Origin of the sequence: Enterobacter cloacae complex sp. IR5401 (assembly GCF_049238425.1) — a bacterium.
Classification (GTDB): Bacteria; Pseudomonadota; Gammaproteobacteria; order Enterobacterales; family Enterobacteriaceae; genus Enterobacter; species Enterobacter hormaechei_C.
This window is the reverse complement of the sequence record NZ_JBMKHN010000014.1, coordinates 89,448-114,070: the sequence shown is the minus strand read 5'-3', so window position 1 is coordinate 114,070 and position 24,623 is coordinate 89,448. Positions and strand designations below refer to the sequence as shown.

Annotated in this window: 27 protein-coding genes and 3 pseudogenes; 21 read left to right on the top strand and 9 right to left on the bottom strand. The window is 54.6% G+C overall.

What is annotated here, in order from left to right:
• Window positions 1-126 precede the first annotated feature (126 nt).
• Window positions 127-465 carry a DUF1283 family protein gene (locus tag ACOTX1_RS18815; protein ID WP_023300007.1) on the top strand — a complete coding sequence of 113 codons (339 nt, stop codon included), beginning with the start codon at window positions 127-129 and terminating at the stop codon, window positions 463-465.
• On the top strand, window positions 465-1,025 hold the full coding sequence (speG, locus tag ACOTX1_RS18810; protein ID WP_003857416.1) for a spermidine N1-acetyltransferase: 561 nt from the start codon (window positions 465-467) through the stop codon (window positions 1,023-1,025). The genes ACOTX1_RS18815 and speG overlap by 1 nt, the downstream gene beginning before the upstream one ends.
• Before the next feature lie 17 nt (window positions 1,026-1,042).
• Here speG and ACOTX1_RS18805 read toward each other — a convergent pair whose 3' ends face one another.
• Entirely contained in the window at window positions 1,043-1,753 is a 711-nt protein-coding gene (locus ACOTX1_RS18805; RefSeq protein WP_003857419.1) for a YnfC family lipoprotein, read from the bottom strand.
• Window positions 1,754-1,945: 192 nt separating this feature from the next.
• On the opposite strand from ACOTX1_RS18805, the gene ACOTX1_RS18800 reads away from it, so the two are divergent.
• The 7 genes and pseudogenes from ACOTX1_RS18800 (at window position 1,946) to ACOTX1_RS18770 (ending at window position 8,340) form a co-directional block, all read left to right on the top strand.
• Window positions 1,946-2,800 carry a benzoate transporter gene (locus ACOTX1_RS18800; RefSeq protein ID WP_003857421.1) on the top strand — a complete coding sequence of 285 codons (855 nt, stop codon included), beginning with the start codon at window positions 1,946-1,948 and terminating at the stop codon, window positions 2,798-2,800.
• A 101-nt stretch (window positions 2,801-2,901) separates the two neighbouring features.
• Complete coding sequence (locus tag ACOTX1_RS18795) at window positions 2,902-3,207, top strand: DUF1161 domain-containing protein (RefSeq protein WP_003857424.1); 306 nt, start codon at window positions 2,902-2,904, stop codon at window positions 3,205-3,207.
• A 130-nt stretch (window positions 3,208-3,337) separates the two neighbouring features.
• A pseudogene (gene ynfE / locus ACOTX1_RS18790) lies at window positions 3,338-5,776 on the top strand (selenate/tellurate reductase subunit YnfE).
• A 10-nt stretch (window positions 5,777-5,786) separates the two neighbouring features.
• Window positions 5,787-6,404: a DMSO/selenate family reductase complex B subunit gene (locus ACOTX1_RS18785; RefSeq protein ID WP_023314068.1), complete on the top strand. Its 618-nt coding sequence runs from the start codon at window positions 5,787-5,789 to the stop codon at window positions 6,402-6,404.
• A 1-nt stretch (window position 6,405) separates the two neighbouring features.
• Window positions 6,406-7,260, top strand: a complete 855-nt coding sequence (locus ACOTX1_RS18780; protein ID WP_023314067.1) for a dimethyl sulfoxide reductase anchor subunit family protein — start codon at window positions 6,406-6,408, stop codon at window positions 7,258-7,260.
• A gap of 44 nt (window positions 7,261-7,304) precedes the next feature.
• Window positions 7,305-7,919: a Tat proofreading chaperone DmsD gene (gene dmsD / locus ACOTX1_RS18775; protein ID WP_023314066.1), complete on the top strand. Its 615-nt coding sequence runs from the start codon at window positions 7,305-7,307 to the stop codon at window positions 7,917-7,919.
• A 109-nt stretch (window positions 7,920-8,028) separates the two neighbouring features.
• Window positions 8,029-8,340, top strand: coding sequence for a YebG family protein (locus ACOTX1_RS18770; protein WP_032634159.1), 312 nt, complete (start codon window positions 8,029-8,031; stop codon window positions 8,338-8,340).
• 175 nt (window positions 8,341-8,515) lie between these two features.
• On the opposite strand, the gene catA is transcribed toward ACOTX1_RS18770, so the two are convergent.
• Window positions 8,516-9,193: a type A chloramphenicol O-acetyltransferase gene (gene catA, locus ACOTX1_RS18765; RefSeq protein WP_023314064.1), complete on the bottom strand. Its 678-nt coding sequence runs from the start codon at window positions 9,191-9,193 to the stop codon at window positions 8,516-8,518.
• Between the two features lie 85 nt (window positions 9,194-9,278).
• A pseudogene (locus ACOTX1_RS18760) lies at window positions 9,279-9,726 on the bottom strand (LysR substrate-binding domain-containing protein); the annotation flags it as partial.
• Between the two features lie 105 nt (window positions 9,727-9,831).
• Here ACOTX1_RS18760 and ACOTX1_RS18755 point away from each other — a divergent pair.
• The 7 genes and pseudogenes from ACOTX1_RS18755 to clcB form a co-directional block, all read left to right on the top strand.
• Window positions 9,832-9,981, top strand: a pseudogene (locus tag ACOTX1_RS18755) (alpha/beta hydrolase); the annotation flags it as partial.
• 257 nt (window positions 9,982-10,238) lie between these two features.
• Window positions 10,239-10,988: a YoaK family protein gene (locus tag ACOTX1_RS18750; protein WP_023314061.1), complete on the top strand. Its 750-nt coding sequence runs from the start codon at window positions 10,239-10,241 to the stop codon at window positions 10,986-10,988.
• Between the two features lie 250 nt (window positions 10,989-11,238).
• A complete protein-coding gene (gene osmY, locus ACOTX1_RS18745; protein WP_003857442.1) occupies window positions 11,239-11,949 on the top strand; it encodes an osmoprotectant ABC transporter permease OsmY in 711 nt (236 codons plus the stop codon).
• 18 nt (window positions 11,950-11,967) lie between these two features.
• Window positions 11,968-12,867, top strand: coding sequence for an osmoprotectant ABC transporter substrate-binding protein OsmX (osmX, locus tag ACOTX1_RS18740; RefSeq protein WP_263522497.1), 900 nt, complete (start codon window positions 11,968-11,970; stop codon window positions 12,865-12,867).
• Window positions 12,868-12,875: 8 nt separating this feature from the next.
• A complete protein-coding gene (gene osmW / locus ACOTX1_RS18735) occupies window positions 12,876-13,523 on the top strand; it encodes an osmoprotectant ABC transporter permease OsmW (protein ID WP_006808875.1) in 648 nt (215 codons plus the stop codon).
• Window positions 13,523-14,671 carry an osmoprotectant ABC transporter ATP-binding protein OsmV gene (gene osmV, locus ACOTX1_RS18730; protein ID WP_023314059.1) on the top strand — a complete coding sequence of 383 codons (1,149 nt, stop codon included), beginning with the start codon at window positions 13,523-13,525 and terminating at the stop codon, window positions 14,669-14,671. Before osmW ends, osmV begins: the two co-directional genes overlap by 1 nt.
• A 105-nt stretch (window positions 14,672-14,776) precedes the next feature.
• Window positions 14,777-16,087 carry a voltage-gated ClC-type chloride channel ClcB gene (gene clcB / locus ACOTX1_RS18725; protein WP_022651052.1) on the top strand — a complete coding sequence of 437 codons (1,311 nt, stop codon included), beginning with the start codon at window positions 14,777-14,779 and terminating at the stop codon, window positions 16,085-16,087.
• On the opposite strand, the gene bioD is transcribed toward clcB, so the two are convergent.
• The 3 genes from bioD to ACOTX1_RS18710 all read right to left on the bottom strand — a co-directional run bounded on the left by bioD (window position 16,022) and on the right by ACOTX1_RS18710 (window position 19,094).
• On the bottom strand, window positions 16,022-16,717 hold the full coding sequence (gene bioD / locus ACOTX1_RS18720; RefSeq protein ID WP_015570628.1) for a dethiobiotin synthase: 696 nt from the start codon (window positions 16,715-16,717) through the stop codon (window positions 16,022-16,024). The two genes, clcB and bioD, sit on opposite strands and share 66 nt — an antisense overlap.
• 129 nt (window positions 16,718-16,846) lie before the next feature.
• Window positions 16,847-18,067 carry a sugar metabolism global transcriptional regulator Mlc gene (gene mlc / locus ACOTX1_RS18715; protein ID WP_003857451.1) on the bottom strand — a complete coding sequence of 407 codons (1,221 nt, stop codon included), beginning with the start codon at window positions 18,065-18,067 and terminating at the stop codon, window positions 16,847-16,849.
• Window positions 18,068-18,188: 121 nt separating this feature from the next.
• Window positions 18,189-19,094, bottom strand: a complete 906-nt coding sequence (locus tag ACOTX1_RS18710) for a LysR family transcriptional regulator (protein WP_017694088.1) — start codon at window positions 19,092-19,094, stop codon at window positions 18,189-18,191.
• 121 nt (window positions 19,095-19,215) lie between these two features.
• Between ACOTX1_RS18710 and ACOTX1_RS18705 the strand changes: the two genes are divergently transcribed.
• The 5 genes from ACOTX1_RS18705 (at window position 19,216) to ACOTX1_RS18685 (ending at window position 23,583) form a co-directional block, all read left to right on the top strand.
• The gene (locus tag ACOTX1_RS18705; RefSeq protein WP_003857455.1) at window positions 19,216-20,469 is read left to right on the top strand and encodes an MFS transporter; all 1,254 of its coding nucleotides are present in this window, start codon (window positions 19,216-19,218) and stop codon (window positions 20,467-20,469) included.
• Between the two features lie 74 nt (window positions 20,470-20,543).
• Window positions 20,544-22,028, top strand: coding sequence for a carboxypeptidase M32 (locus ACOTX1_RS18700; protein ID WP_023314058.1), 1,485 nt, complete (start codon window positions 20,544-20,546; stop codon window positions 22,026-22,028).
• A 149-nt stretch (window positions 22,029-22,177) separates the two neighbouring features.
• Entirely contained in the window at window positions 22,178-22,483 is a 306-nt protein-coding gene (asr, locus tag ACOTX1_RS18695) for an acid resistance repetitive basic protein Asr (protein WP_023314057.1), read from the top strand.
• 92 nt (window positions 22,484-22,575) lie between these two features.
• Entirely contained in the window at window positions 22,576-22,659 is an 84-nt protein-coding gene (locus ACOTX1_RS18690) for a hypothetical protein (RefSeq protein ID WP_057979992.1), read from the top strand.
• Between the two features lie 102 nt (window positions 22,660-22,761).
• Window positions 22,762-23,583 carry a trypsin-like serine peptidase gene (locus tag ACOTX1_RS18685; protein WP_003857461.1) on the top strand — a complete coding sequence of 274 codons (822 nt, stop codon included), beginning with the start codon at window positions 22,762-22,764 and terminating at the stop codon, window positions 23,581-23,583.
• Window positions 23,584-23,588: 5 nt separating this feature from the next.
• Here the strand turns inward: ACOTX1_RS18685 and mdtI are convergent, their stop codons facing one another.
• The 3 genes from mdtI to ACOTX1_RS18670 form a co-directional block, all read right to left on the bottom strand.
• A complete protein-coding gene (mdtI, locus tag ACOTX1_RS18680) occupies window positions 23,589-23,918 on the bottom strand; it encodes a multidrug/spermidine efflux SMR transporter subunit MdtI (RefSeq protein WP_003857463.1) in 330 nt (109 codons plus the stop codon).
• Complete coding sequence (mdtJ, locus tag ACOTX1_RS18675; RefSeq protein WP_023314056.1) at window positions 23,905-24,267, bottom strand: multidrug/spermidine efflux SMR transporter subunit MdtJ; 363 nt, start codon at window positions 24,265-24,267, stop codon at window positions 23,905-23,907. Before mdtJ ends, mdtI begins: the two co-directional genes overlap by 14 nt.
• Before the next feature lie 118 nt (window positions 24,268-24,385).
• Entirely contained in the window at window positions 24,386-24,556 is a 171-nt protein-coding gene (locus ACOTX1_RS18670) for a hypothetical protein (protein WP_006808891.1), read from the bottom strand.
• Window positions 24,557-24,623: the final 67 nt, after the last annotated feature.

Sequence of the window (24,623 nt, the reverse complement as noted above, 5' to 3'; positions counted from 1 at the left end):
TTAGACATCATACACGATAATGTTCACATCGTTCCCATACCTGCCGCGCGGGTATGACACCCTTTCGGATTGGTGTAGAATCCAACGGGGTAATCCGATTCTCTGCACCCGTTTAAAGGAAACGCTATGACTACATTAAGCAAACGCCTTTGTCTGACAGCCGCACTGGCACTGTCCTCGTTCGCCTTCGCCGCAACGGCATCAGCCGAAACCAGCAAACTCATCATTGAGTCTGGTGACAGCGCGCAAAGCCGCCAGAATGCTGCCATGGACAAAGAACAATGGAATGACACCCGCAGCCTGCGTCAGAAAGTGAATAAGCGCGTGGAGAAAGAGTGGGATAAAGAAGACGTCGCGTTTGATGCCCGCGACAAATGCCAGCAAAGTGCCAACGTCAACGCTTACTGGGAGCCTAACACCCTGCGCTGTCTCGATCGTCGCACTGGCCGCACGGTAGCACCGTAATGTCGACGCCGTGTGACGTTAAGCTCCGTCCGCTGGAGCGCGAAGATTTACGCTTTGTTCACCAGCTCGACAACAATGCCAGCGTGATGCGCTACTGGTTTGAAGAGCCTTATGAGGCGTTTGTCGAGCTGTCCGATCTCTACGATAAGCATATCCACGATCAGAGTGAACGCCGGTTTGTGGTGGAGTGCGAAGGTGAAAAAGCCGGGCTGGTTGAACTGGTTGAGATCAACCACGTTCACCGTCGGGCGGAATTTCAGATCATTATCTCACCGGAGCACCAGGGGAAAGGTCTTGCGTCGCGAGCGGCAAAGCTGGCGATGGATTACGGGTTTAACGTCCTGAATCTCTACAAGCTTTACCTTATCGTCGACAAAGAGAACGAAAAAGCGATTCATATCTACCGTAAGCTGGGCTTTATGGTGGAAGGTGAACTGATCCATGAGTTCTTTATTAACGGCGAATACCGTAACACCATACGCATGTGCATTTTCCAGCATCAGCATCTGGCCGGGCATAAGTCCTCCTCCGCCAGCCTGCTTAAACCTACCGCGCAGTAACCTGCGCGGTTTTATTCTCAATAATATTCAATGCTGTTTTTGATGGTGTACTTGCGCTCAACGGCAGGTTTGACGCTGTCATCTGTTATCACCAGCTCACAGTTCACCGGGTTGTTGTGGCGATCGTAATCACAGCTCTGCTTTACATTGCCCATCGGTTTATCGTTCAACAGGCTTACCGCCGTATAATCCATGCGCTTGCGCAGATCTTTCGAAGGCACCGACTTGACCGATAAACGCTGGTCGCCGGAAACCGTAGTTTTACCCAGCGGGTAGCCGTCGGCGTCATACTGGTACTTCACTTCCATCTCTTTACTGTGCGCTGCAACCACAAACCCGTTATCGTCGGTGTCCCACGTCAGGCCGGCAGACGGCAGTTCCGCCAGCTGGCATTTCCCCTGCAACTTTACCTTCTGCTGCTGGGTTTCCGCATCGACGTAGTAGTTAGCATCCAGCACCAGCGCAACGCCCGTATTCGCTTCGAGATCGTGCAGTTCAAGCGTATCGAAACACCCTTCCGTTGACATCGTGCCGGTCACACGTTTAGAGACTTCACCCTTATCGTTGAATAGCGTCTGGGTAAAATCCTTCACCGGCCCGCGCAGAGGATCAAAGTCAAACTCGTTCGAAAAGCTCGCCATCTCTGGCGTAAATGACAGCGGCGCGGTGTTGTTGTCGCATCCCACCAGTACCGTTGCCAGTAGCGTTATCGCTGCGTATTTGTTCACATCATTTACCGTTCAGAGAGAGATACAATCATATTAGCAAATACAGCAACTTACATAACAGCACTTCATTTGACTCTTCGCGCTGTATAAATCCGTCGTTTGCATTGACGAGACCTGCCAAAGTGGCTACTTTGGGCGCGGAAGATTCCACACTATTATAAAATTAGATTCTTAAATTTTCGGGTTAACATCATGATTTACGACTGTTTTTTATACTATGACGAAGATATGTTGCTCGACATCAGATTACATACTCTCGCTGATGTTGTTGACCGTTTTGTCATTGTAGAAGCAACACACTCTTTTACGGGCATACCGCGAGAATTGCATTTCGATATTACGAAGTTTGCCAAATTCAAAGACAAAATCATTTACGTGCCTTTTGACGCGCAGCCTATTTTAAACCGGGCGGATAATAACCAGGTTGATGCATGGGCAAATGAAGCAGCGCTTCGCAACTCCATTATGAACGGGTTAAAAGACGCGGCAGACGACGATCTGATTCTGGTGTCAGACGTTGACGAAATCTTCTCTCCCGACACGGTCAGGGCCATTAATCCGCGCGCGCTCTGCACGACTATTCATCAAAACGTATTCAACTATCAGTTTAATCTCCAGGTTCACAACACGGATGGTACGCCTAGAAAATGTACTTTGCCGCGCGCGACGTCCTATTACAACCTTAAGCATTTCTTCCACGGTGAGCCTGAATCTTTCCGAAACTGGAAGCGTGCGCGCAAAGATAAAAACTGGTCATGGTTTAAATGGAACTGGCTAAAAATCAATAATAAGATTGTGAAAGATGGCGGCTGGCATTTCTCCTGGGTAATGACCCCAGAAAGAATTTCTGAAAAAATGTCTACCATTTCTCATACCGAATACGATCTGCCGGAATTCAATAACCCGGAACATATTATGAAGGTTATCACCAACGCCGAAGATATCTGGGGACGAGACCGAAAACTGGTCAGGCAAGAGGTATCAAAACGCACCCTGCCTTCTTATCTGGTAGACAATCAGCACCATTATTCGCAATTTATTTTATGACGCAGGCAGGGCTCCAGGACAATTCAGAAAGACAGACCCAAAAACAAAAGCTTACCCTAGCCTGCTATGCTTACAGTCTACACAGTGAAAAGGAGCTACAGATGAAACGGTTACCCTGGATTACCGCCCTGCTGTTAATGAGTGCTTCACCCGCTCTTCTTGCGGCCCCGGATTCCTGCGAGCGCGTGAAAAGCGACATTCAGCAGAAGATTATCAACAACGGCGTACCGGAGTCTGGCTTTACCCTGAACATCGTCCCGAACGATCAGGCCGATCAGCCGGATGCGCAGGTCGTTGGGCATTGTGCCAACGATACTTTCAAAATTTTGTACACCCGCACCAGTAGCGGCAACTACCCGGTGAGCGGCGCAGGTACGCAGGAGAATGCGCCCGCTGAGCCGCAATGATTTTCCCACTCAATTCCCCTGATTTGACGAGGATTAATATTTAATACCTCTAAATAAGTAACACTCCCCCCATCATTAGCCCGGTTGTAGTCACGGGTGAAAATAATTATTAACAATGATGGGGTGAGTCATGTCCGAAGTTGAACATCACGGCGGGATAAGCCGTCGAACTCTGGTTAAATCTACTGCCATAGGATCTCTGGCGCTTGCCGCCGGTGGGATCGCATTACCTTTTGGTCTGAAAAGCGCCGCCGCCGCTGTGCAGTCCGCTATTCAGCCCGCAGAAGACAAAGTCGTCTGGGGCGCCTGCTCGGTAAACTGCGGTAGCCGCTGCGCGCTGCGTCTGCACGTTCGCGATGACGAAGTCTATTGGGTTGAAACGGATAATACCGGCGAGGATGTTTACGGCAACCATCAGGTTCGCGCCTGCCTGCGAGGCCGTTCAATTCGCCGTCGCATCAATCACCCAGACCGTCTGAACTATCCGATGAAACGCGTGGGCAAACGCGGAGAAGGCAAGTTTGAGCGTATCACCTGGGAAGAAGCGCTGGACACCATCGCCGCGAGTCTGAAAAGCGTGGTCGAAAAATACGGCAACGAAGCGGTCTAAATTAACTACTCCTCCGGAATTGTAGGCGGCAACATCACCCGTTCCTCCCCTTACGCCTCGCTGGTCGCGCGCCTGATGAACTGCTACGGCGGCTTCCTCAGCCACTACGGCACCTACAGCACCGCGCAGATCGCCTGCGCAATGCCCTACACCTACGGCAGCAACGACGGCAACAGCACATCGGATATCGAAAACACCAAACTGGTGGTGATGTTCGGCAATAATCCGGCGGAAACGCGCATGAGCGGCGGCGGGATCACATACTACCTTGAGCAGGCGCGCGAACGGTCAAACGCGCGGATGATCGTTATCGATCCGCGTTATACCGACACTGCCGCAGGGCGTGAAGACGAGTGGATCCCGATTCGTCCGGGCACCGATGCCGCGCTGGTGGCAGGTATTGCGTGGGTGCTGATTAATGAAAATCTGGTCGATCAACCTTTCCTCGATAAATACTGCGTGGGTTATGACGAAAAAACCCTGCCGGAAGGCGCACCAGCTAATGGTCATTACAAAGCCTATATTCTCGGCCAGGGTGATGACAAAACCGCGAAAACTCCGGATTGGGCGTCTCGCATAACGGGCATCCCTGCCGAACGCATCATTAAGCTGGCCCGTGAAATCGGTTCGGCGAAACCGGCCTACATTTGCCAGGGCTGGGGCCCGCAGCGTCAGGCAAACGGGGAGCAAACGTCCCGCGCCATCGCCATGCTGCCGATCCTGACCGGCAACGTCGGCATTAACGGCGGTAACAGCGGCGCACGCGAATCGACCTACACCATCACCATCGAACGCATGCCGCTGCCGGAAAATCCGGTGAAAACGCAAATCTCCTGCTTCAGCTGGACGGATGCCATCGTGCGTGGACCGGAGATGACCGCCCTGCGCGACGGCGTACGCGGCAAAGATAAGCTCGATGTGCCGATCAGGTTCATCTGGAACTACGCGGGTAATACCATCATCAACCAGCACTCCGATATCAACAAAACTCACGACATTTTGCAGGATGAGAGCAAGTGCGAAACGATCGTCGTCATTGATAACTTCATGACCTCGTCTGCGAAGTATGCCGATATTGTTCTGCCGGATCTGATGACCGTCGAGCAGGAAGATATCATCCCCAACGATTACGCCGGCAACATGGGATACCTGATTTTCCTCCAGCCGGTTACCGCCCCGAAGTTCGAGCGCAAGCCCATTTACTGGATCATGAGCGAAGTGGCGAAACGCCTCGGGCCGGATATCCATCAGAAATTCACCGAAGGCCGTACGCAGGAGCAGTGGCTGCGCTATCTGTACGACAAAATGGTCGCCAAAGATCCGCTGCTGCCGTCCTACGACGCGCTGAAAAAAATGGGTATTTATAAGCGCAAAGATCCAAATGGACATTTTGTGGCCTATAAAAAATTCCGTGACGATCCGGATGCCAATCCGCTGAAAACCCCGTCGGGCAAAATCGAGATCTACTCCAGCAAGCTGGCGGATATTGCGGCAACCTGGGAACTGCAAAAAGACGAAACCATCACCCCGCTGCCGGTCTATACCTCAACCTTTGAAGGCTGGGACGCGCCCGAGCGCAGCAAATTCCCGCTGCAATTGTTCGGTTTCCACTTTAAAGCCCGTACCCACTCCAGTTACGGCAACGTAGATGTGCTCCAGGCCGCCTGTCGCCGGGAGGTGTGGCTTAACCCTGTGGATGCAGAGCAACGAGGTATCAAAAATGGGGATATGGTGCGCGTCTTCAACGACCGCGGCGAAGTGCGCATTGCTGCGAAAGTCACCCCGCGCATCATGCCCGGCGTAAGCGCGATGGGCCAGGGCGCCTGGCATGACGCCAACATGAACGGCGATCGTGTCGATCACGGCTCCTGCATCAATACCCTGACCACGCACCGCCCGTCACCGCTGGCGAAAGGCAACCCGCAGCACACGAACCTGGTGCAGATCGAGAAGGCATAAGGATTAACCGATGACAACCCAGTATGGATTTTTTATTGATTCCAGCCGCTGCACTGGGTGCAAAACCTGCGAGCTGGCCTGCAAGGATTACAAAGATCTGACCCCGGACGTTAGCTTCCGTCGTATTTATGAATACGCGGGCGGCGACTGGCAGGAGGATAACGGCGTCTGGCATCAGAATGTTTTCGCCTATTACCTGTCGATTGCCTGCAACCACTGCGAAGATCCGGCCTGCACCAAGGTCTGCCCGAGCGGGGCAATGCACAAGCGCGACGACGGTTTTGTGGTGGTGGACGAGGATGTCTGCATCGGCTGTCGCTACTGCCACATGGCCTGCCCGTACGGCGCGCCGCAGTACAATGCCGCCCAAGGCCACATGACCAAGTGCGACGGCTGCCACAGCCGGGTGGCGGACGGCAAAAAGCCCATCTGCGTCGAATCCTGCCCGCTGCGCGCGCTGGACTTTGGCCCGATTGAGGAGCTGCGCAAAAAACACGGCCAGCTTGCTGCCGTCGCGCCGCTGCCGTCTGCGCACTTCACAAAGCCGAGTATTGTGATTAAACCTAACGCCAACAGCCGTCCGACGGGGGACACCACCGGCTACCTGGCAAACCCGAAGGAGGTGTGAGATGGGAAGTGGATGGCATGAATGGCCGCTGGTGATCTTCACCGTTTTCGGGCAGTGCGTGGCCGGCGCGTTAATCGTGATGGGCTTCGTCTGGCTTAAGGAAAATGATGACAAGGCCAGAATGCGCATCGTGCGCAGCCTGTTTTTTCTCTGGCTGGTAATGGGTATTGGGTTTATGGCTTCGGTGCTGCATCTTGGCTCCCCGCTGCGTGCCTTCAACTCGCTTAACCGCGTGGTCGCGTCAGCGCTGAGTAATGAGATCGCGGCAGGTTCGATCTTCTTTGCCGTGGGCGGTTTCTGGTGGCTGGTGTCGGTTATCGGTAAAATGCCCCCAGCTTTGGGCAAAATCTGGCTGGTTGTCAGCCAGCTTCTGGGTATCGTTTTTGTCTGGGCGATGACCCGGGTCTATCAGATAGAGACTGTCCCGACCTGGTATACGGGTTACACCACGCTGAGCTTCTTCCTGACGATGGTCCTTGCTGGTCCTCTGCTGGCCGCGCTGCTGCTACGCGTCGCAAACGTGACATTCAAAGGTACTCTTGCCGCGTCTGTCAGCATACTGGCAATTATCGTCTGCGTGGCGGTCGTCGTGTTGCAAAGCAATACGCTGGGGACGATACAGAGTTCCATCCAGCAGGCCAGCGCCCTGCTGCCAGATTATGGTTCGCTTCAGGTATGGCGCATCGCGTTGCTGGCGGCGGGTTTAGGCTGCTGGATCTGCCCGCTTATTCGTCGTCAGGAGCCAAAAACGCTCGGCCTGTTTGCAGGTGTCGTTCTGGTGGTGCTGGGTGAACTGATTGGCCGTGGGCTATTTTATGGTCTGCATATGACCGCAGGGTTAGCAATTGCAGGTTAACACAGGTGCGCGGGGCTACCCGCGCGCAAGTAAGGAAAGTTGTAATGAATGATGTCTCACACCGCGAATCGTTCGCGTTCAGCGCCCGGGTACTGGGCGCGCTGTTTTATTTCGCCCCAGACAGCGAGCAGACCGCGCCGCTGGTGAGTGCCCTGACCGCAGGTGACTGGGTTCAGGACTGGCCGCTGGCGGAGGAAAACCTGCTGCCTGTCGCCAGTATGTTTAAGACCCCATCGGATGAAGCATTGAAAGACGCCTGGCAGCGTCTGTTTATTGGCCCGTATGCCCTGCCCGCCCCCCCGTGGGGCTCGGTCTGGCTTGATCGCGAGTCAGTGCTGTTTGGCGATTCGACCCTCGCGTTGCGTCAGTGGATGCGTGAAAACCATATCGCCTTTGAGATGCAGCAGAATGAGCCTGAAGATCATTTCGGAACGTTGCTGATGCTGGCGGCATGGCTTGCCGAGAACGGTCGCGAAACAGAACGCGACCAGCTTCTGGCCTGGCATCTGCTGCCATGGAGCACGCGTTTCCTGACCGTATTCGTTGAAAACGCGGCTCATCCTTTCTACGCGGCGCTGGGTAAACTGGCTCAATTGACCCTGTCGGAATGGCAGTCCACTTTGCTGATCCCGATTGCCGAAAAAACGCTGTACCGATAACAGCTCCTGGCTTGTACATCCGTTGTGTAAGCCAGGTTCGGACATTTTTGCTGCAACGCAACTTCACAACTGCTATACTGTATATAATTACAGCATATGGGGGTGCGCAATGGCTGTTGAAACAAAATTTGTTGTCGTAAGAAAAGGTGAAGAGAAAATGACTTTTGCCAGTAAGAAAGAGGCTGACGCTCACGACAAACTGCTCGATATGGCAGAAGCGTTCACTGACTGGCTGTTGCAAAGCGGAATGCAGATGGATGAAACGCAGGCGGAGAACCTTGGTCTGTATCTCGCCGAGCAGAAAGAGTCCGTGCAGCATATCCTGCGTACCAGCAAGCTTCCCGAGCTCAATGCTGCAACGGATAAAACAGCATCAGATGCGGATAGCAGCAAAAAAATCCGGGCCGTCAAAGCCGCCTGATCGTCAGAACGACTCATCACCTGTCATGCCGCCGCGGGCCGGAAACGGCTCGCGGCTTAATCATGCATTATTTCGATCTTCTCGAAAACAATGCGATTGAATATTTTAATCTGTTCTGGCGTAAAATTTGGTTACAGCATTTCCTCTCGTCAGACGTATGTTAAAAACATGTGAATCACACGTTCGGCGCCTCTGAATGGTGTGGTAAATTATCACATAACTCTTGCAACTCGTTGATCATCCTGGCTACATGGAAGCCATCACAAACAGAATGATGGACCTGAACGGCGAAAGGCAACAAGACTTTTTCATCCTGGTTATAGTATTTTCCAAACGTGAACATGGGCGCGAAAAAATTCCGCATGTTAGCGACGTTGACGTTAAAACTGCTAAAACTGACCCACGGAATATCAGATATGAAAAATATATTCTCCCGGGACTCTTCCTTAGGCCAGTAAGCAAGGATATTGCCATAGCGGGCAACATCTTCTGCATAAACGCGCTGAAAATGGTGAATATTTCCATCGTAATGACTCCACAACGATGAAAACGTTTCCGTTTCTTTATGGAAAAGGGTATAGCTTGGATGAACCTCATTCCATATTACAAGCTCATCATCCTTCATGGCCATACGGAATTCCGGATGCCGGTTTACGACGTGAGAAATAAGGGAAATAATCGCAGGATAAAATTTCCAGCCAACCTCTTTGATATGCTTTAGCAGCACGGTAATGTCCAGCTGAACCGTTTGGTTAAATGTAGATTGAGCAAAGCCCTGAAATACTTCAAAGTGTTCCTTTCTTGCCCAACGTGATAAGTCAACTACCGTATATTCTGGCGTTATTTTTGTCATTTCAGAGCCTTAGTTGAGCTGCGCTATATAAAATAGTAGCGTATCACAAACGCAGGGGCTGTATAGACCGTAGCGCAGAGGCACTCTAAATTTTCAGCGTATCAATCACCGCTCTCAGCGCCGGGGACACGTTGCGGTGTGGATAATAGAGGTACAGTCCGTCCATCCGCAGGCTATAGCGCTGTAAAACGCGTATAAGCGTGCCACGCTCCAGATCGTCAGCCACCAGCTCAACCAGGACATAGGCCAGCCCGAGTCCCAGCCGGGCCGTTTCGGCCTCCATGTAGCTGTCGGAAAAGGCCCATTGCCCCTCCGGGCGGTGAGTCACTCGCTTCCCATCCTGCACAAGCTCCCATTGATAGTGGTTACCGTCGGCGAACTGGTAGGCAATGCAGGGATGAGCATCCAGATCGGCGGGCGTCTGCGGAAAACCATAGCGCCGAAAATGCGCCGGAGCGGCAACCACAGCCATCTCCATATCGGGCGTGATGCGCACGGCAATCATCCGGCCCCAGCCGGACGCCAGCGTCGAATGAAAACATTCACCCAAACTGTCCGCTGTGCTGCTATGCGCATCATTAAGTTGAGTTAAAACAATGAATTAGTAAGAAACACGAAATCCTGACGCCCGCGTTTCGATGGTGACAACCTGGGATAAGACCTTCGCCGAGAGCGATAAAGTCGACCACCGCAAGGTGACGTTCGAGAACCGATACGGGATCACCCTGGCTGGCGATCTGTACATTCCCAGGAACATCGGCGACCAGATGCTGGCTTCTCTTCTCGTCGTTGTGAATTACACCTATGTCTACACTGAATCAAATCTCATCCCGCTCCAGCGAGCATGCATACTGGGCCGGTATTTATGCCCGCCAGTCTGCTCGCGTCATCAGCAATAAAGCATTATATTAACAAGGTTATTTTATTTAATTACAAAACCTCGCACTCCTCCCGTTGAAATAATAATTAAGCAATATCCTGGTCAGCCAGCGACATCGCTTTGTTAGCTTGAGCGTTCAGGCAAAGCTCAAACCGGAGGTATTCTTTGCTGATTAAATTAAAGAAAGAACGAACGCATCAGGAGGATCGTCGTCTTGCCCTCTGGCTGGCGACCTCCGCGGGACTGCTGAATGCCATTGCGCTGGGCGCATTCGGCTTTTTTCCCTCGCATATGACGGGCAATACCTCGCAGCTATCCAGCGAAGTTTCCTCCACCGATCTCAGCGATATTCTTTTCTTCGGCGCCATTATTCTTTCGTTTGTCTCAGGTGCCATCGCTGCGCGGATTATTGTTATCTGGGGGATTATCCATAACATCAGGCTGGTATTCAGCCAGGTTCTGTTTGTTGAAGGGCTATTACTGGCAGGGGTATCCCTGTACGAAATGTATTTTCACTCCTTTGCCACGAATCAGGAGATTATTATTTTCCTGTGCGGGTTGATGGGAATTCATAATTCCACCTCCACTCAGCTATCCGGTGGACGGGTAAGATCCACACACATCACCGGCACGCTGACCGATGCGGGCATTTCGCTGGCCTCCGTTATGGTCGCCATGATGCGCCGGGATTATTCCAAAGATACGGCCGCGCAAAAGAGTCAGCTCAAAACCCATTTAACTACCCTTTTCTCCTTTATCAGCGGAGGTATCGCGGGGCTGATCCTGTTCAGAGAGTTTGGATTCCACGCGATGCTGGCGCTGGGCCTGATGCTGGTAGTCGTCGCCGCCTTCTCTATCGTCCGCATCTCGTGGCGGGTACGAAAAGTGCGCGCCGCGCTTAGTCGACAGGTTTAATCAGCACGCCTTACGTGACATTGTCACGTAAGGCGTGCTTCTTTAAGACTATTCTGCCTGCCCACTGACAGCCCTTATGCCATAAGGCTTCACCCAGGTTGTCACTAATTTCATAGGGTTACTGTTTTACCCCCTTCGCTGGAACCCTTCCGTTTCGCTTGCTATAGGTGAAGTACCCCTGCCGAAACATGGCATAACAACAGGCAATCGGTGGTTGCTATAACGCATGCGCACAGGGAGACACACCGCAATGCACCCATTACTTAAACGTTCGCTGCTTTTTGTCGGCGCGATTATCGTGGTTCTCGCTCTCCTCACCTGGGGAATTGGACTGGAGACGATTAAGGCGCGCCAGGTTGACCTGATTTACCTCGGGCAACAGCACCTGATTCTGGTCTTTTCATCAATGTTCTTTGCCCTGCTGGTGGGCATTCCAAGCGGTATTTTGCTGAGCCGTCCAGCCGCGCGTGGTATCGCCGAATATGTGATGCAAATCTTTAACGTGGGTAACACCCTGCCGCCGCTGGCCGTTCTGGCGCTGGCGATGGTGGTGATTGGCATCGGTGATAAACCGGCCATTATCGCCCTCTTTCTGGCCTCTCTGCTGCCGATTGTGCGTAACACCTATGCCGGGCTGTGCTCTGTTCCCGCGTCGTTGCTGGAAGCGGCAAACGGTATCGGCATGACCAAATGGCAGCGCCTGCGTCAGGTTGAGATCCCTAACGCGTGGCCGGTGATGCTTTCTGGTATTCGCATTGCCACTGCGATTAACGTCGGTACCGCACCGCTGGCATTCCTGATTGGCGCCAGCAGCTACGGCGAGCTGATTTTCCCTGGGATCTACCTGAATGACTTCCCGACGCTGATCCTGGGCGCGGCGGCCACCGCCCTGTTCGCCCTGATTCTGGATACGCTGCTGGCGGCACTGGGTCGACTACTGAGCCCGCATCTCGCGCGATAATTATAACAAGGAGCTTCTATGAAACTGTTTTCCGGCCTGACGGCGCTATGCGCCGCCGCGCTCTTCACCAGCCAGGCGCTCGCCGCGCCGCTGATCCTGGCAACCAAGAGCTTTACCGAGCAGCACATTCTCTCGGCCATGACCGTGCAGTATCTGCATAAGAAAGGGTTTCAGGTGCAGCCGCAGACCAATATTGCAACGGTGATTTCCCGTAACGCGATGATCAACAAGCAGATTGATATGACCTGGGAGTACACCGGCACGTCGCTGATCATCTTCAACCACATCAACAAACGCATGTCGCCGCAGGAGTCATACGAGACGGTGAAACGCCTCGACGCGAAGCACGGTCTGGTGTGGCTTAAACCTGCCGATATGAACAATACCTATGCCTTTGCCATGCAGCGCAAGCGCGCCGAGGCTGAACATATCAATACCATGTCTGAGATGGTGGCAAAGATTGAGCAGATCCGTAAAACCGATCCGGATAACAACTGGCTGCTGGGCCTTGACCTGGAATTTGCCGGACGCAGCGACGGGATGAAACCGTTGCAGGCGGCCTACAAGATGGAGCTGGACCGCCCGCAGATCCGCCAGATGGATCCGGGCCTGGTCTATAACGCGGTGCGCGACGGGTTTGTCGATGCGGGGCTGATCTACACCACCGACGGGCGCGTAAAGGGCTTCGATCTTAAAGTGCTGGAAGACGATAAAGGCTTCTTCCCGAGTTATGCCGTGACGCCAGTTGTTCGAAAAGACACGCTGGAGGCTAACCCGGGGCTGGAGGAGGCGCTGAACACCCTCTCAGCCCAGCTCAATAACGACGTTATCACCGACCTGAATAAGAAGGTGGATATCGACCATCAGTCACCGCAGCAGGTCGCCCGTGATTTCCTGCGTAGCAAACAGTTGCTGTAGGAGGCGCTATGGAGACGATTCACTATATTCTCGACAACTGGGACTATCTCTTAACCCTGACGCTGCAACACCTGTGGCTGGTGGCACTCGCCGTCGGCCTGGCGATTATTATTGGCGTGCCGCTGGGCATTTTAATTGTCCGCCATAAATGGCTGGCAACGCCGGTGCTGGGGATTGCCACCATTGTGCTCACCATCCCGTCAATTGCGCTTTTCGGCCTGATGATCCCGCTCTTTTCGCTGATCGGTCAGGGCATTGGCGCCCTGCCCGCGATTACGGCGGTGTTCCTCTATTCGCTGCTGCCGATTGTGCGTAACACCCATACGGCGCTCGACAGCCTGCCCCCCGGCCTGCGAGAAGCGGGACGCGGCATCGGCATGACCTTCTGGCAGCGTCTGCGCTGGGTGGAAATCCCGATGGCGCTGCCGGTGATTTTTGGCGGCATCCGCACCGCCGTGGTAATGAACATCGGCGTCATGGCGATTGCCGCCGTGATCGGCGCGGGCGGTCTGGGCCTGCTGCTGCTTAACGGTATTGGCGGGAGTGATATTCGTATGTTGATTGCGGGCGCGCTGATGATTTGTCTTTTAGCGATTGTGCTCGACTGGTTGCTGCACCGTTTGCAGGTGGTACTGACTCCGAAGGGGATTCGATAATGATAAAACTGGAAAACCTCACCAAACAATTTTCACAGAAACACGGCCAGACGTTTAAGGCCGTCGACAACGTCAACCTGAACGTGCCTGAAGGGGAAATGTGCGTGCTGCTCGGCCCGTCCGGCTGCGGGAAAACCACTACCCTGAAGATGATCAACCGTCTCATTACGCCAAGTAGCGGGACAATCCTGATTAACGGCGAAGACACCAGCGGAATGGACACCGTGACCCTGCGCCGCAACATTGGCTACGTGATCCAGCAGATTGGCCTGTTCCCGAACATGACCATCGAAGAGAACATTACCGTCGTGCCGCGCATGCTGGGCTGGGACAAGGCACGCTGTAAATCCCGTGCCGAAGAGCTGATGGATATGGTGGCAATGGATCCGCATAAATTCCTTCACCGCTATCCGCGCGAAATGTCCGGCGGGCAGCAGCAGCGTATCGGCGTCATCCGCGCGCTGGCAGCCGATCCTCCGGTCCTGCTGATGGATGAACCGTTCGGTGCAGTCGACCCGATCAACCGTGAGGTGATCCAGAACCAGTTCCTTGAGATGCAGCGCAAGCTGAAAAAGACCGTGATGCTGGTGAGCCACGATATTGACGAAGCGCTGAAGCTGGGCGACCGTATTGCCGTCTTCCGTCAGGGGCGTATCGTGCAGTGCGCCAGCCCGGACGAGCTGCTGGCGAAACCCGCGAATGAGTTTGTTGGCTCGTTTGTTGGTCAGGACCGGACGTTGAAACGCCTGCTGCTGGTATCGGCGGGCGACGTCACCGACCAGCAGCCTACCATTACGGTACGCGAATCGACGCCGCTGCCGGAGGCCTTCGCCACCATGGATGACAACGATATTCGCGCCATTACCGTGGTTGATGAGCACGGCAAACCGCTCGGCTTTGTGAAGCGCCGCGAAGCGCGTAACGCCAGCGGCAGCTGCGGGGATATTCTGCATCCGTTCCGTATGACCGGTAAGGCCGAGGATAACCTGCGCGTGGTGCTTTCTCGCCTGTATGAGAGCAACACCAGCTGGATGCCGATTGTGGACGAGGACGGACGCTATAACGGCGAGATATCCCAGGATTATATTGCGGAGTATTTGAGTTCAGGGCGTACGCGCCGGGCATTAAATATTCATAGCGAGAATTAAGCGCTCAGGCCGGGTACTGCCCGGCCTTTTTCCGCACGCATACCTTTTGCTAACCTCCCGATTTCCCGCCACAATATTGTATCGTCCCCGTTAAATCACGACTTCATGCAACGTCTTCACGCTTACCCCGACATCCGCGCGATGTTTCGCCGTCTCCTGATTGCTACCGTCACCGGCGTGCTGGCGGCGTTGGCCGTTGCGGTGTTCCGCCACAGCATGTATCTGCTGGAGTGGCTATTTCTCAGCAACGAAAGCGGAAGTCTGGTGAACGCCGCAGCCGCGTTATCGCCCTGGCGGCGGGCGCTGACGCCTGCGCTAGGTGGTCTGGCCGCGGGGATGCTGCTGTGGGGATGGCAGCGCATGACGGCACAACGTCCCCACGCCCCCACCGATTATATGGAAGCGCTGGAAACAGGTGACGGCCAGTTTGATTACGGCGCCAGCCTGGTGAAATCCCTCGCGTCGTTGCTGGTGGTCGCCAGCGGCAGCGCCATCGGCCGTGAAGGCGCCATGATCCTGCTCGCCGCCCTCGCCGCCTCCTTTTTTGCACAACGTTGTACGCCAAAATCCGAATGGAAACTGTGGATCGCCTGCGGTGCCGCCGCCGGGATGGCCAGCGCCTATCATGCGCCGCTGGCGGGCAGCCTGTTTATCGCAGAGATCCTGTTTGGCACGCTGATGCTGGCCTCCCTCGGCCCGGTGGTGATTGCCGCTGTAGTGGCCCTGCTGACCACCCGCCTGTTAAGTCCCGGCGCGAATACGCTATATGATGTCCATCTCAGCGAGATGCTTACGGCGGTGGATTATTTCCTGATCGTTGGCGTGGGTCTGCTGGCTGGCGTTTGCGGCCCGCTGCTGATGTGGCTGATGGCGGCCAGCCACAGGCTGTTTCTGCGTCTCAAACTCTCACCGCCGTGGCAGCTGGCGCTGGGTGGTCTGATCGTCGGGCTGCTGTCGCTGCTGACGCCAAAAGTATGGGGGAATGGCTATAGCGTGGTTCAGGCGTTTTTGCAGTCGCCGCCGCTGCTGTCGGTGATTGCTGGCGTCTTTATTTGCAAGCTGCTGGCGGTACTGGCAAGCAGCGGGTCCGGCGCGCCGGGAGGCGTGTTCACGCCAACCTTGTTCGTTGGTATGGCAACGGGAATGCTGTTTGCGCAGATCTTTGCGCTGTGGTTTCCTGGCTCTGAGACGGCGATCCTGCTTGGGCTGGCGGGAATGGCGACGCTGCTCGCCGCCACAACGCATGCGCCAATCATGTCGGCCTTGATGGTCTGTGAGATGACCGGGCAGTATTTTTTACTTCCCGGTTTGCTGGTTGCCTGTGTTGTGGCGTCGGTATTGTCGAGAACGCTACGCCACGACTCGATCTACGGCCAGCATACCGCCGAAAGCCGAGAGATCGATATAGTGCGCTAATTCGCGCTGCTCTGCGCGGGGCAGATAAGGCAGTTCGCCCACCAGCGGGCCAGGCAGCTTTTTGCTCAGCACGTCGATGATTTCAGCGTAGTGCGCAAGGCCCGGGTTAATACGATTCGCCACCCAACCAATCAGCGGCAGGCCGTCATTAGCGATAGCCTGCGCCGTCAGCAAGGCATGGTTGATGCACCCTTCCTGGATGCCCACGACCATAATCACCGGCAATTGCTCCTGCACCACCCATTCGGAAAGGGGACGTAAATCGTTCATCAGGCTGCGCCAGCCACCGGTCCCTTCAACGACAACGTGGTCAACCTTTTCACTCAGATTTGCCAGGCCATCAGAAAGCAGGCTGTAGTTGATAAGCCCACTGTGAGCGACGCTGCTTTCCTCTTCGCTTAACGCGATAGGATTGACGGCATCATAAGGCAGTTCCAGAGACGAGACGCTTTGCAGAACCAGGGCGTCCTTATTGCGCAGCCCTTCTGGCGTCTCTTTACTGCCTTTTGCAACCGGCTTGTATCCTGCAACGCGTTTACCGCTTGCCGCCAGGGCCTGGAGTAACGCGCGGGATACGACTGTCTTCCCGACAGACGTATCCGTACCAGTAATAAAGAAACGCTTAAGCATGACTCATTCCACCTCTTGGGTATGCTTCAAAATATAAACCAGGTAAATAATTCAGTGGGGAAAGTCTACGGGATGCGTGCGCTACCGGGCTTGAGATAGCGCAATTTTTCGTACATCTCTGGAAAAGAGTTAGCCCTGTAGCAAACGAATCAGTAACGAGCCGTTGTACATCGCATCTTTTACCAGCGCGGCGCCGGCCATGGTGCCCTGGTTGGAAAATTGCGTACTTTCGACCACGATGTTTTTACTGTACGCGGGAAGCGCCTGCTGATTGATGCAGGCGGAAATCGCCGGAAAGAGGATATCCGCCGCCTGGCTGAGCGGGGAGCCGATCAGTATTTTTTGCGGGTTAAACAGATTCACCATAATGGCCAGAATGCGCCCGACATTATTGCCCACGCCGGTAATAATGTCCTTCGCCAGCAGATCGCCCTGCCTTGCCGCAGCGCACAGTGCCTCGACGCTTAACGGTTGACCGTGCAGCGTGGAGCTCATCGACTGGCTGAGCCGCACTTGCGCCAGCTCCAGCACGCTTTCGACGCTGGCAATCGTTTCCAGACAGCCATGGTTACCGCAGTAGCAGCGTTTTCCGTACGGATCGACCTGCGTATGGCCGATCTCCACCAGGCTACTGCTGCCAGCATGCAACAGACGCCCGTCGGTAATCACACCAGCGCCAACGTTATGATCAATCACCACCTGAATCACGTCGCGCGCGCCCCGGGAAGCGCCAAACAACGCCTCCGCCATCGTCCAGGCGCTGATATCATGCTGAATGTAGACCGGTACACCGGTGTGGTTTTCCAGCACGTCGCCCAGCGGCATCTCTTTGACGTTTTCATAAAACGGCATGCGGTGCACAATGCCATTTTCGGTATCAATAATTCCCGGCAGGGTGATCGCAATCGCCGTTAAACGTTCAAGACGCTGCTGGTGACGAATAAAGAACTGGTCGATGTGGGTCAGAATGGCATCGAGAAGTGGTTGCTCTGCATTAAGCGGGAGTTCCAGCCGGTCTTCCACCACCAGCTTGCTGCTGAGGTCGCGCAGCGCGAGGAAGATTTCCCCGCGGCTAATCCGCAGCGACAGGTAGTGCCAGGCTTCCGTTTCCACCACCAGCCCTACCGCCGGACGGCCACGACTGCCCGGCTCCTGAATTTCTGTCTCCTGAACCAGATGGGCTTCCAGCATTTCGCGGACAATCTTGGTAATACTGGCGGGTGCCAGTTGTGCCAGACGCGAAAGATCGATACGCGAAACCGGACCAAGCTGATCAATCAGGCGATAAACGGCACCCGCGTTGGTCTGCTTGATCTGATCGATATGCCCTGGCTGACTATCAGCAACCACCTCGTACTCCCTTATTTTCGAGCTTCGAAATAAACTGAGGGCTATGGTGAAGCACTTCAATGGCTGACGTCAAATTTTTACTTAGCCATGTGATTTACTGCACATTTTCGCCCACTTTTCCCTATAAATAATGCCCGCGAGAAGCGGTAATTAATTGTTCTTTGAAACGCTGTGCCGCATGGCTCTGTTCATGATGTTTAGACCACACCAGCCACATCTCTGAGACTGCATCCTGCTCGGCTATCTTCACCCAGCGCATTTCCGCCAGTTGTACCCGTTTAAATGAGGCCGGGAGAATCGATACGCCAAGCCCTGCGGCAACGAGACCAATGATCGTCATGGCTTCCCCCACCTCCTGCGCGATAGTCGGGACAAGGCCATATCGCCGCATCAGACCAAGAATATCGTCATACAACCCGGTACCCACCTGTGGGTCAAAAAAGACAAACGGCTCTTTCGCCAGTTCAGCCAGCGTGACGCTGTGCTGCGCGGCGAGCGGATGATCCCGGGGGATCATCGCCATCAGCGGTTCGCGGAGGATCACCTGCCACGCCAGGGTATCAGGCAACTGCGTGTTACGCATCAGCCCCAGGTCGAGCGATCCTTCGTTAAGCGGCGATATCTGCTCCCGGGTATTTATTTCGCGCGTCTGAATATGCACATCCGGAAAGTTACGGCGAAACGAGGATAGCGTTTGTGAAACAGCGCTGATAAAGGGGGCCGATGAGGTAAACCCGATGCGCAGCTCTCCCGTCTCCCCGAGATAAAGCCGTTCCGCTCTGGCGGCGGCGTCCTCCACCATACTCAGGATCTGTCGGCTATCGGCAAGAAACTGTTTTCCCGCCGCCGTCAGGCTCACGCTGCGGTTGGTTCGCGCCAGCAGACGCGCCCCGACCTGCTGCTCCAGGATCTGTATCTGCTGGCTTAGCGGTGGCTGAGAGATATTCAGCCTTGCCGCCGCACGACCAAAATGCAGCTCTTCGGCGACGGCGACAAAATAGCGTAGATGGCGCAGCTCGATATTCATATTTTTAAAGTATCATTTGAGATTATTAATATATTAGACAGAATATTTACATTTTCCTACCCTAATCTTGTGGTCATACCCGTCACCAGAAACCACGGGGATGTTTAAGCAAGGATTATGTGTGAGCCGTACAACGACCGTTGATATCGCGCCGGCCAGCGACATTGATGATTTACCCGCAGCACCGCAGCCGGTTCAGTTTATTAAACGTGGTACCCCCCAGTTTATGCGCGTCACGCTGGCGCTCTTCTCAGCGGGTCTCGCCACTTTCGCCCTGCTCTACTGCGTTCAGCCGATCCTGCCGGTCCTGTCGCATGAATTTGGCGTGTCGCCAGCCAGCAGCAGTATTTCGCTCTCCATTTCAACCGGGATGCTGGCGATCGGTCTGCTGTTCACCGGGCCACTTTCGGATGCCATCGGGCGTAAGCAGGTTATGGTAACGGCGTTAATGCTGGCCTCCGTGTGTACCTTGTTGTCCACCATGATGACCAGCTGGCACGGCATTCTGATCATGCGCGCGCTGATTGGGTTATCCCTGAGCGGCGTGGCGGCGGTCGGGATGACCTATCTCAGCGAGGAGATCCACCCGAGTTTCGTGGCCTTCTCCATGGGGCTGTACATTAGCGGGAACTCTATCGGCGGGATGAGCGGACGCCTGCTCAGCGGTGTGTTTACTGATTTCTTTAACTGGCGCATTGCGCTGGCCGTTATCGGCTGCTTCGCCCTCGCTTCGGCGCTGATGTTCTGGAAAATCCTGCCGGAATCGCGCCATTTCCGCCCGACCTCCCTGCGTCCGAAAACGTTATTTATCAACTTTCGCCTGCACTGGCGCGATCAAGGGCTGCCCCGTTTGTTCCTGACCGGTTTCCTGCTGATGGGCTCGTTCGTGACGCTGTTCAACTACATTGGCTATCGTCTGATGCTTTCACCGTGGCATCTTAGCCAGGCATTAGTGGGTTTGCTCTCTGTGGCATATCTCACCGGGACATGGAGTTCGCCAAAAGCGGGCGCCATGACCGCGCGCTTCGGCCGTGGTCCGGTGATGCTGGTATCCACCGCCGTGATGCTGTTCGGACTGCTGATGACGCTTTTCTCTTCCCTGTGGCTGATTTTTGCCGGAATGCTGCTCTTCTCTGCGGGCTTCTTTGCCGCGCATTCCGTTGCCAGCAGCTGGATTGGCCCACGCGCGCGCCGCGCTAAAGGTCAGGCTTCGTCACTGTATCTGTTCAGTTACTATCTTGGTTCCAGCATAGCCGGTACGCTCGGCGGGGTGTTCTGGCATAACTACGGCTGGAACGGCGTGGGCGGATTTATCGCGCTGATGCTGTGCGCGGCACTGCTGGTGGGCGCGAGCCTGCATAAACGACTGCATTAACATTCAGCCCTCTTCGTGTTTAAATCGAGCCGATGCTAATTTTTGTCATCGGCTGATTCAGACACGAGGACTTCATGAAAAACAATAACTATCAACAACTCACCCGCACCTTCCAGCGCCTCTCCCGCTTCTCTCACCTCTCCTCCATCGCCAGCTGGGACATGTTCACCATGATGCCGCCAGGCGGCAGCGCCGCGCGCGGTGAAGCGCTGGCGGAGATGAGCGTCCTGCAACATCAGATCCTGACCGATAAAAAAGTGGGTGAATGGCTGGCGGCGGCGGCAGACGAAGATCTGAACGACGTTGAGCTGGCCAACCTGCGTGAAATGACGCGCTACTACCAGCAGGCAACTTTACTGCCGGAATCGCTGGTGGAGGCCAAATCGCTGGCGGGCAGCAGGTGTGAACACGCGTGGCGCACTCAGCGTCCGGCCAACGACTGGCAGGGCTTTTCAGCCAACCTGAAAGAGGTGGTGAAACTCAGTCGTGAAGAAGCCCGCCTGCGCGCTGAGGCTAAAGGCTGCACGCCTTACGACGCGCTGCTGGATATCTTTGAACCCGACATGACCAGCGCTCGCCTGGATGTGCTGTTCGGCGATCTGAAGTCCTGGCTACCGGAGTTGCTGGCAAAGGTTGTGGAAAAACAGGCTCAACGATCGTTCGTTCCGCCACAGGGTCCCTTCCCGACCGCCACGCAGCGCGAGCTGGGCCTGGAAGCGATGAAAATGCTTGGCTTCGATTTTAACGGCGGTCGTCTGGACGTTAGCGCCCACCCGTTCTGCGGCGGCGTGCCGGAAGATGTGCGTATCACCACGCGTTACGATGAAGATGAACTGCTCAGCGCGCTTTTCGGCGTGATCCACGAAACCGGACATGCCCGCTACGAGCAAAACCTTCCGCGAGCATGGGCCGGTCAGCCCGTTGCGCTGGCGCGCTCTACGGCGATCCATGAATCCCAAAGCTTGTTCTTTGAAATGCAGCTAGGCCGCAGCGACGCTTTCCTGAAGCATCTGCTTCCGGCGGTTCATGCCCGTTTCGGCAGCCAGGCGGCATTCAGCGAAGAGAATTTCATTGCCTGGAACCAGCGCGTGAAGCCGGGCTACATCCGCGTTGATGCGGATGAAGTGAGCTATCCGGCGCATGTGGTGCTGCGCTATGAGATCGAGCGCGCGCTAATCAATGGCGAAATTGAAGTCGATGATATTCCCGCGTTATGGGATGAGAAAATGCAGGCCTGGCTTGGGTTATCCACCAAAGATAACTACCGCAACGGCTGTATGCAGGATATCCACTGGACCGACGGCGGTTTTGGCTACTTCCCGTCTTACACGCTGGGAGCAATGTATGCGGCACAGCTGTTCCATGCCGCCAAAACTGCGCTGCCCGGGTTGCAGGCATCCATCGCCGGGGGCGATTTCTCGGCGCTGTTTGACTGGCTGCGTCAGAATATCTGGCAGCACGGCAGCCGTTTCAGCACATCGCAGCTCATCACCCAGGCCACGGGTGAAGATCTGAATATCCGCTACTTCCGCGAACACCTGACATCCCGCTACCTGTAACCGAATGCGCCGGGGATCTGCCCCGGCGTTGTACATACGGTTACACGCCGATACCAATCACTCACGGAAACCCCGAATTTACAGGGATATAGTTATTTCAACGGCCCCGCAGTGGGGTTAAATGAGAAACCAAATTCGAGGGTATGAAAATGAAAAAAGTATTAGCTCTGGTTGTTGCCGCTGCTATGGGTCTGTCTTCCGCTGCATTCGCGGCTGAAACTACCGCCACCGCAGCGCCTGCGGCTTCCACCGCTGCTCCGGCCAAAACGGTTCACCATAAAAAACATCACAAAGCGGCTAAACCAGCGGCAGAACAGAAAGCGCAGGCCGTTAAAAAGCACCACAAAAAAGCGGCAAAACCAGCGGTAGAGCAGAAAGCCCAGGCGGCTAAAAAGCATCACAAAAAAGCAGCAAAACACGAAGCGGCTAAACCTGCTGCACAGCCAGCAGCGTAAGAGTACAAGCTTAACCGTGCCCTTCGGGGCACGTTGGTAAACCGGCGCTGAACGGGTTTGCGGTCAGCGCCGTTTTTTTATCCGGAGGGCGTATGCTGCGGCGCTATCGGTTTGAGTTCATTCTTATCCTGCTAATTTTATGCGCGCTCATCGCCAGCCACTTTTATCTTTCCTGAATGTAGCACGCTGATTTTACTCCCACTTTCTCGCCGTCGCGTCTATAGTATTTTTATAGGGATCACTTTTAATAATCATAATTACCCCCACCAGAGTGTGATATGCGTAAATCTGTTGTGTTGTTACTGGGAACGTTTAGCCTTTTTGCTGGCTTTTCACATGCGGATGATGGCGACGATGACGCCATTAGCGCCAAAGAGGTAAAGACGCTGTTTTTTGGTCATGACGATCGTACGCGTGTCACCGATCCTACTGAATCGCCCTGGGATGCCATCGGGCAACTGGAAACCGCCAGCGGCAATTTATGTACTGCAACCCTCATTACGCCACGCCTTGCGCTGACGGCGGGTCATTGCCTGTTAATGCCGCCTGAAGGCAAACCGGATAAAGCGATCGCCCTGCGCTTTGTGTCGCAAAAAGGAATATGGCGCTACGAAATTCACGGTATTGAGGGGCGGGTGGATCCGTCGCTTGGCAAACGCCTGAAACCGGATGGTGATGGCTGGATTGTGCCGCCCGGGGCGGCCTCCTGGGATTTCGGGCTGATCGTTTTACGTTATCCGCCGTCCGGGATCACCCCGCTGCCGCTCTTTGATGGCGATAAAGCCGCGCTCACCGCCGCCCTGAAAGCCGCCGATCGAAAAGTAACGCAGTCAGGCTACCCTGTTGATCACCTCGATTCGCTGTACACCCATACGGACTGCGTGGTGACGGGTTGGGCGCAAAACAGCGTGCTGTCGCATCAGTGCGATACGCTACCGGGTGATAGCGGATCGCCGCTGATGTTAAAAACCGATAACGGCTGGCAGCTGATTGGCGTTCAAAGTTCTGCGCCAGCGGCGAAAGACCGCTGGCGCGCCGATAACCGGGCGTTGTCGGTGACCGGTTTTCGCGACCGGCTGGAAGCCCTGGCGCAGCAGTAGGTCACTCAGGCCAGTTTAATCATGATCATGCCGGCGAGCAGTAATACCAGCCCTATCCAGCCTTTATTGTTTAAACGCTGCCCGAACATAATCCAGCCTGCCGCCAGGGTGGCGGCAATACCGAAGCCACCCCACAGCGCATAGGCCACGGACAGATCGATGCCTTTCACCGCCTGCGACAGGGCGCTAAACGCCCCCAGAACCGCGGCAATCGATAACAGGCCGTAGGCTTTGCGACGAAAACCGTCGGAGAACTTCAGAAAGACGTTCGCAATAATTTCCAGAACGATGGCGAAAGCCAGCCAGGCCGCGTGGATCCATTCAAACTGCTGCATGGGTCTGCTCCTTCTGCTGTTTTGCCGGTTTGCGTGTACCCGATTTAATCAGCACGATACCCGCGACCAGGGTCGTCAGCCCGGCAATTTTCATTGTCGTCAGGGTTTCATCAAATAACATGACGCTAAACAGCGTAATCAATAAAATACCAACACCTTCCCACAATGCGTATGCCACGCCCAGCGCGATTTTTTTAACCGCGAAAGAGAGGAAAATATAGGAAAGCGTAATCATGACCAGCATCAAAATAAAACCGGTGCTGCCATCACACACGCTCGCCCATTTCATCGACAAGGTGCCGGTAATTTCAGCGACGATCGCCAGAGCTAATAAAATCCAGTAAAACATGTTTTTTCTCCTGCTTGAGAATATAATCCATCGAGGCTCGCTGCGGACAGCAAACTAAAAAGTTGTGAATTAAATCAGTTAGCTAAGCGCATAGCGCCAGCTCAGGCAGAAGACGTGACTATAGCGCGGAACGCCAGTGTTGCTCACCAGAAAGCAGGCAGAGGGAGGTTGAAAACAGAGCAGAGTTGTTTGAAAAATACGTCCTGAACAAATTGTCCATAAAATTACAATTATCCGCGGTGTTGCTTCTCGTCTTTGCGGATGAAAATTGTCCTCGGTAGTTGAACACGCCTGATTTGTATCATAAGCCAGGAATTTACTCAAAGCCTTTTCATTTCTTTACCCAGTCTGTTTGA